Origin of the sequence: Synechococcus sp. BA-120 BA3, from assembly GCF_034931285.1 — a bacterium.
Taxonomy (GTDB): domain Bacteria; phylum Cyanobacteriota; class Cyanobacteriia; order PCC-6307; family Cyanobiaceae; genus Cyanobium.
Map to the genome: position 1 here is coordinate 1 of NZ_JAYGHZ010000083.1, position 5341 is coordinate 5341.

The 5341-nt window shown below is 69.7% G+C and carries 10 protein-coding genes and 1 pseudogene; 3 read left to right on the forward strand and 8 right to left on the reverse strand.

Going from position 1 to position 5341, the window contains the following annotated elements; translation table 11 throughout:
* The 3 genes and pseudogenes from VB737_RS05175 to VB737_RS05185 form a co-directional block, all read left to right on the forward strand.
* Positions 1 to 220, forward strand: a pseudogene (locus VB737_RS05175) (hypothetical protein); the annotation flags it as partial.
* Positions 217 to 651 (forward strand): hypothetical protein, encoded by a 435-nt coding sequence (locus VB737_RS05180; protein WP_500311709.1) that lies wholly within the window; start codon positions 217 to 219, stop codon positions 649 to 651. The pseudogene VB737_RS05175 and the gene VB737_RS05180, both read left to right, overlap by 4 nt.
* Entirely contained in the window at positions 648 to 1136 is a 489-nt protein-coding gene (locus tag VB737_RS05185; protein ID WP_500311710.1) for a GNAT family N-acetyltransferase, read from the forward strand. Before VB737_RS05180 ends, VB737_RS05185 begins: the two co-directional genes overlap by 4 nt.
* A 2-nt stretch (positions 1137 to 1138) precedes the next feature.
* On the opposite strand, the gene VB737_RS05190 is transcribed toward VB737_RS05185, so the two are convergent.
* The 8 genes from VB737_RS05190 to VB737_RS05225 form a co-directional block, all read right to left on the reverse strand.
* Positions 1139 to 1633, reverse strand: coding sequence for a DUF3721 domain-containing protein (locus tag VB737_RS05190; RefSeq protein WP_500311712.1), 495 nt, complete (start codon positions 1631 to 1633; stop codon positions 1139 to 1141).
* Positions 1633 to 1887 carry a DUF3721 domain-containing protein gene (locus VB737_RS05195; protein ID WP_500311714.1) on the reverse strand — a complete coding sequence of 85 codons (255 nt, stop codon included), beginning with the start codon at positions 1885 to 1887 and terminating at the stop codon, positions 1633 to 1635. The genes VB737_RS05190 and VB737_RS05195 overlap by 1 nt, the downstream gene beginning before the upstream one ends.
* A gap of 64 nt (positions 1888 to 1951) precedes the next feature.
* A complete protein-coding gene (locus tag VB737_RS05200) occupies positions 1952 to 2461 on the reverse strand; it encodes a DUF4188 domain-containing protein (protein ID WP_500311715.1) in 510 nt (169 codons plus the stop codon).
* A gap of 16 nt (positions 2462 to 2477) precedes the next feature.
* On the reverse strand, positions 2478 to 2759 hold the full coding sequence (locus VB737_RS05205; protein WP_500311716.1) for an antibiotic biosynthesis monooxygenase: 282 nt from the start codon (positions 2757 to 2759) through the stop codon (positions 2478 to 2480).
* A 4-nt stretch (positions 2760 to 2763) separates the two neighbouring features.
* Positions 2764 to 3150 (reverse strand): DUF1801 domain-containing protein, encoded by a 387-nt coding sequence (locus VB737_RS05210; RefSeq protein WP_500311717.1) that lies wholly within the window; start codon positions 3148 to 3150, stop codon positions 2764 to 2766.
* Between the two features lie 86 nt (positions 3151 to 3236).
* Positions 3237 to 4112: a bile acid:sodium symporter family protein gene (locus tag VB737_RS05215; RefSeq protein WP_500311719.1), complete on the reverse strand. Its 876-nt coding sequence runs from the start codon at positions 4110 to 4112 to the stop codon at positions 3237 to 3239.
* The gene (locus tag VB737_RS05220) at positions 4112 to 4918 is read right to left on the reverse strand and encodes an SDR family NAD(P)-dependent oxidoreductase (protein ID WP_500311721.1); all 807 of its coding nucleotides are present in this window, start codon (positions 4916 to 4918) and stop codon (positions 4112 to 4114) included. Before VB737_RS05220 ends, VB737_RS05215 begins: the two co-directional genes overlap by 1 nt.
* Before the next feature lie 45 nt (positions 4919 to 4963).
* Entirely contained in the window at positions 4964 to 5125 is a 162-nt protein-coding gene (locus tag VB737_RS05225; RefSeq protein ID WP_500311723.1) for a hypothetical protein, read from the reverse strand.
* Positions 5126 to 5341: the final 216 nt, after the last annotated feature.

Consider the following 5341-nt stretch of genomic DNA (forward strand, 5'->3'; position numbering starts at 1 on the left):
GCTGGTGGCCGGCGGCCTGGCTGGCGCCCTCGGCGGTCAGGCCCTGGCCCCCCACCTCTCCGATCGCCACCTGCGCCAGGGCTTCGCCGCCCTGCTGGTCGGTTCGGCCCTGCTCACGGGCGCCGAAGCCCTCCAGCGCCAGCGCAGCGCCACGGCGACGCGGGAGACGACCCTCCGCAGCGCCATCCCCTTCACCCCCGCCGTCTCCCCCCAGCGATGACCCACCTCCTGTTCCAGTTCCGCCTGCAGAGCCGCCACGGGGCCGCCGGCGATGGCCTCAGCGTCGCGTTCCGCAACGGCGCCCAGGAGCCGTGGCAGCCGCTGGAGCCCAGCCTGCAGACCCCCGGTTTCCGGCTCTACCTGCTGTCCCTGCTGCTCTGCCAGCACCACTACCTGGTGGCCAACGCCGTCGAGCGGCATCTGCCCCTGGCAACAGTGGACGGAATCCTCAGCGTGACGGCCTCCGCCGACTGGATGATCGAGGCGGTGGACGGCAGCTTCCAGGTGCGGCTGGAGGCGGCCGACGGGGGGGCGACCCCGGCGCTGGATGAGCCGAGCCGGGCCTTTCTGGAGCGACGCATGAAGGTCTGCCCGGTGTCCCGGAATCTGCCCGGTACGGTGGCCAAATCGATCGTGGTGCAAGCGGCTTGATCCTGCGGCCCTACGCCCCTGACGACTGGCCGGCGGTCTGGGCGCTGCTGGAGCCGGTGTTCCGGGCCGGCGAAACCTTCCCCCATGACCCGGCCATCGGCAGCGACGCCGCCCGTCAGGCCTGGGTGGGGGACGTCGCCGCCACCGTCGTGGCCACCGATGCGGACGGCGCCATCCTGGGCACCTATTACCTGCGGCCCAACCAGCCGTGCCTGGGTGCCCACGTGGCCAACGCCGGCTATGTGGTGGCTGAGGCCGCCCGGGGCCGGGGGCTGGGCCATGCCCTCTGCCGCCACTCCCAGGAGGAGGCGCGGCGGCGGGGCTTCACGGCGATGCAGTTCAACCTGGTGGTGAGCACCAACACCGCCGGGGTGGCGACCTGGAGCCGCAACGGCTTCGCCACCATCGGCCGGCTGCCCGGAGCCTTCCGCCATCCCCGGCTGGGGATGGTGGACGCCCTGGTGATGTTCAAGTCGCTGGCCTGAGCTCAGGGGGTCGGGTGCTCCGCGCAGGGCATCCAGAGGGAGCCCATGGCGTGGGCCCCCTCGCAGCCGAGTTCCCTGGCCTTCCGCAGGGCCTCCTCACGGGTGGGGTAGGCGTAGAGGTTGGGCTGGCCCTGGCTGTGGTGGTGGTCAGGGCTGTGGTGGTGATGCACCTGGCCGCTCGGGCTGCCCAGGCGGTAGGGACCCATGCCGTCCATCCCCACCCACCAGACGCCCATCACGTTCACCCCGGCGATGAGGATGCCCATGCCCACCACGGAGGCATTGATCACCCCCATCGCCACCGCCCCCAGGCTCAGAACCCCCATCGGCACGACGCCGATGCTGATCACCCCCATCGGGACGATGCCGATCGAGATGATCCCCAGGGGGGCGATGCCGATGGCGACGATCTTCGGCCGGCCACCGCAGGCCGAGGCAGCGCTTGAAGGAGGGGGGCCGCCGGAGGGAGGAGTCTCCAGCACGTCCGGATCCGGCATCAGTGGGAGCCGTGGCCGGACGAGCCGCCTTTGGTGTTGCCATGGGTGGAACAGGGCATCCACTGGTTGCCATGCTGGTGGGCCCCTGTGCAGTTGAAGTGCTTGGCGGCGGCTTCGGCTTCCGCCTTGGTGGCGAACATCGCCTTCTGGGGGCCTGGGCCGGGCTGCTGGGCCAGGGCGGGGGCGCCGCCGAGGGCAGCCAGGAGCCCGGCGGCGGCGGCCAGGGGGGCGAAGGGAGGCCGAAGGCGCGACACGGTGATTCCTGAAACGACAATCATTCTGGCAGAGGTGACCTGAGGGATCCGGGTCGCCTGGATGTCAGGGGTTGTCATAGCTGGGCACGGTGGGATCGCCGTCCCGGCCGAGGCGGCGGCTCGCCGTTTCCCTGGCGCCGGTGGCCGGTTGATGGGTTCCTGCGCGGGCCAGGCCGAAGCGGGGCATGTTGCCGTAGACGCATTCGTAGCGGCCGGCCTCCACCAGGTAGGTCTCGTGCCAGATGCCGACGCTGCCACTGGCGCCGACCGCCTGGTTGAAGCGCTTCCAGGCCTGCAGGTGGGAGGTCTTCGGATTCTTCGAGAAGCTTTCCAGGGCCTCGAAGGAACGCCAGTACTGAACCAGCCCCACACCGCGCCAGTAGACGATCGTTTGGGCGCTGAGCAGGCCGAGCTCGGGACTGGCCAGCAGTTCACGCATCATCGGGCCCATCGCCCGCGCCACCGGCAGCCATTGGTGCAGCGCCCAGAAGCGATTCACCCGCAGGCCGATGAGAAACACCACGAACGGGCCTTCGATCTGGGCGGTGTAACGGCCGGGGAAGACGGGGCTCATGGGGGAAGCTCAGCGGTCACAGCGTGCCCGCCTCCAGCTGATGCAGATAGAGAAACTCCGGGGATTCGACACCGGCCTGGCGACGGATCTCCACCAGCTCGGGGGACTCAAAGAACGCCTTCGCCTTGGCCACCGATTCCCATCGGGAGAAGTGCACCACCTTGTTGGGGTTGCTCGCGTCTCGGAGCACCTGGAACGACCGCTCGCCGGCCTCACGGCGCAGGCTGGCCGCCGCGTCGAACACCTGTTTCCAGGCCCCGTAGTCCCGCACGGCGTGGATGATCAGCACATGGTCCATGGGTTCACTCCAGGGGACCGGAAGCACAGGCCTGAGCCTGGGCCGCCTGCAAGGCAAGCATCAGATACGTTGCCAGGTGCTTGCCTTGGATGTCATCGAGGCTCCTGAGCTTGAGGTGGCGTCGTCCCTTGCCGGATCCCTCAAGATGGCCATAGGGGTCGGCGATGAAAGCACCGCAACTCAACTCCATCGAGACATGCTGCTTGTACACAAACACACCGCCAAACGGAAGACCATCGGAGGCGAAAAGAAGGCCTCCGTATTTGACCTCCTCCGAGACGGATCTGACGCATTCCTGCACCATGAGACGCACGGACTGGACGATGGAGTGGGACTCCTCTGAGACCAGACGAACGCTTTCCAGCAGGGCGCTAATGGATCTGGCTGCCATCCGGATCTGCCTGGCCTGGGAGGAGAGTCCCCCACGTTAGGAGGAGCCGAAGGGGGAGGCAGGAAAGCGCTGATTCCGATCGACGATCACGCCCGGCGGACCGCAGGAATCAGCCGCCGGCCGCAGAGGACCGCGCCGAAGCCGAACACGTACATCAGCAGGCTGTAGACCGCCGCCGGCACCGCCATGTCGGGGTTGTTGAGCAGACCGGCGGTGATGGCGATCGCCAGGGTTCCGTTCTGAATCCCCACCTCGATCGCGATGCACACCTGCTGGGCCACGGGGAGGCGGAACAGCCTTCCCGCCAGAAAACCCGCCGTCATGGCCAGCAGATTGAGCAGGGCGATGGCCAGTCCCGCCTGGGCCAGAAACCCCGGCAACTTGGGGGCCTCACGGAGGAACAGCAGCAGGATGATCAGCGCCAGCAGGCCCCCGGCCAGGCGGCCCATCTGCCTCTCCAGGCGTCGGGCCAGCGCGGGAAAGCGATGACGGATGGCCATGCCGATGGTCGTCGGCAGCAGGGTGATCAGCACGATCTGCAGCATGGTGGTGCCGATCGGCAGGGCGATCGCGGCCCCCTCCCCCAGGAAATGCTGGAGGGCCAGGTTGGTGAACAGCGGGATCGTGACCACCGTGACGATGCTGCTCACGGCCGTCAGGGTCACCGACAGGGCCACATCCCCCCGGGCCAGGTAGGTCATCAGGTTCGACGACGGCCCGCCCGGGCAGACCGCCACGACCACCAGACCCACCGCCATCACCGGCTCCATGGGCACCACCAGGGCGATCAGCGCCCCCAGCAGTGGCAACAGCAGGGTCTGGCAGACCGTGCCCACCGCGACCGCCCGGGGGTAGCGGGTGATGCGCTGGAAGTCCTCGGGCACCAGGCTGAGGCCCATGCCCAGCATGACGATGGCCAGCGCCACCGGCAGCAGGACCACCGTGAAGATGCTGCTCTGCATCAGTGGATGGCCATGCCCCGCATCACCGTGCCCATGATGCTCACCCGCGCCCAGCGCGGCAGGGGCACGAGCGACCAGCTCAGGAGCTTGGAGAGCGCCCCCGGCAGCACGGTGGTCTGCCGCCCCAGGGCCGCCAGGATCGGCTGGGCAAGCGCCTCCGGCTCCATGACCGCCCCCAGCCGCATCCCGGCCCTGGCGGCGAAGCCGCTGTGGGTGGGCCCGGGCGCCGCGGCCAGCACGGCGACGCCGTCGCCCCGGAGTTCCACCTGCAGGGCCTCGGCCAGGCTCTGCACATAAGCCTTGGTGGCGGCGTAATGGGCCGCGTACGGCATCCCCTGGAAGGCGGCGATCGAGCTCAGCAGCACCAGACCGCCCCGGCCCCGTTCCCGCAGGCGACGGCCGAAGTGGTGGCAGGCCTGCAGCACCGCCCGGCCGTTGACCATCAGCATCTCGGTTTCGCTGGCGATGTCGGCCTCCAGGAAGGGACCGGAGCTGCCGAAGCCGGCGGAGGCCACCAGCAATCCCACATCCAGGGAGTCGGTGACGCGGCGGATCGCCGCCAGCTGGTCGTCCAGGGCCAGGTCGACCGCGACGACCTGCACCTGCACGCCGTGACTGGCGATGAGGCTGGCCGCCAGGGTTTCGAGCCGGGGCCGATCGCGGGCCACGAGCACCAGGTTCAGCCCGGCTTCGGCCAGAGCGACGGCCAGGGCGCGGCCGATGCCGGAGGAGGCTCCGGTGACGACGGCCCAGGGTCCATAGCGTTCCAGGAAACGCCGCTGGCGGCGGGTCGGGGCGGATGGCATCGCGGCTTCGGGGATGGGGGAGAGAAGAAGGGTTGAGGGGGGAAGTCAGCGCGGGAAGCAGGCCGCGAAGCGGGCCAGCAAGCGGCGGTCGCCGCTGATCCTGAAGTGGCGGCGCTGCACCTGCTCCAGGGAGAGGGGCACTGGCGGAGGGAGGGGTCCGCGGGAGCGGGCGGCCGCCAGGGCGGAGCGAGCGGGGCTCTTAGCCATGATGGTCGTCATGTCATGGGACAAAAAAAGAGAGGGTCCGTCTCAGGCCCCAGGCGAGGAGGCCGCCGCCAGCAGCCGGCGGGCCAGGGCGGGGTCGTCCACCAGGCGGGCCAGCACCACCGCCCCCACCATGGCCGAGGCCAGGTGCAGGGCCCCATCACTGGGCTCCTGCGCCGGCCGGCGCGGATCCAGCTTGCGCTCGATCGCCGCCAGCAG

What these genes read in the sequence shown, in the direction of transcription:
- VB737_RS05220 (WP_500311721.1), bottom strand. Translation starts at nt 4,918, where the DNA reads ATGCCATCCGCCCCGACCCGCCGCCAGCGGCGTTTCCTGGAACGCTAT.
- VB737_RS05225 (WP_500311723.1), bottom strand. Translation starts at nt 5,125, where the DNA reads ATGGCTAAGAGCCCCGCTCGCTCCGCCCTGGCGGCCGCCCGCTCCCGC.
- VB737_RS05210 (WP_500311717.1), bottom strand. Translation starts at nt 3,150, where the DNA reads ATGGCAGCCAGATCCATTAGCGCCCTGCTGGAAAGCGTTCGTCTGGTC.
- VB737_RS05190 (WP_500311712.1), bottom strand. Translation starts at nt 1,633, where the DNA reads ATGCCGGATCCGGACGTGCTGGAGACTCCTCCCTCCGGCGGCCCCCCT.
- VB737_RS05215 (WP_500311719.1), bottom strand. Translation starts at nt 4,112, where the DNA reads ATGCAGAGCAGCATCTTCACGGTGGTCCTGCTGCCGGTGGCGCTGGCC.
- VB737_RS05200 (WP_500311715.1), bottom strand. Translation starts at nt 2,461, where the DNA reads ATGAGCCCCGTCTTCCCCGGCCGTTACACCGCCCAGATCGAAGGCCCG.
- VB737_RS05205 (WP_500311716.1), bottom strand. Translation starts at nt 2,759, where the DNA reads ATGGACCATGTGCTGATCATCCACGCCGTGCGGGACTACGGGGCCTGG.
- VB737_RS05180 (WP_500311709.1), top strand. Translation starts at nt 217, where the DNA reads ATGACCCACCTCCTGTTCCAGTTCCGCCTGCAGAGCCGCCACGGGGCC.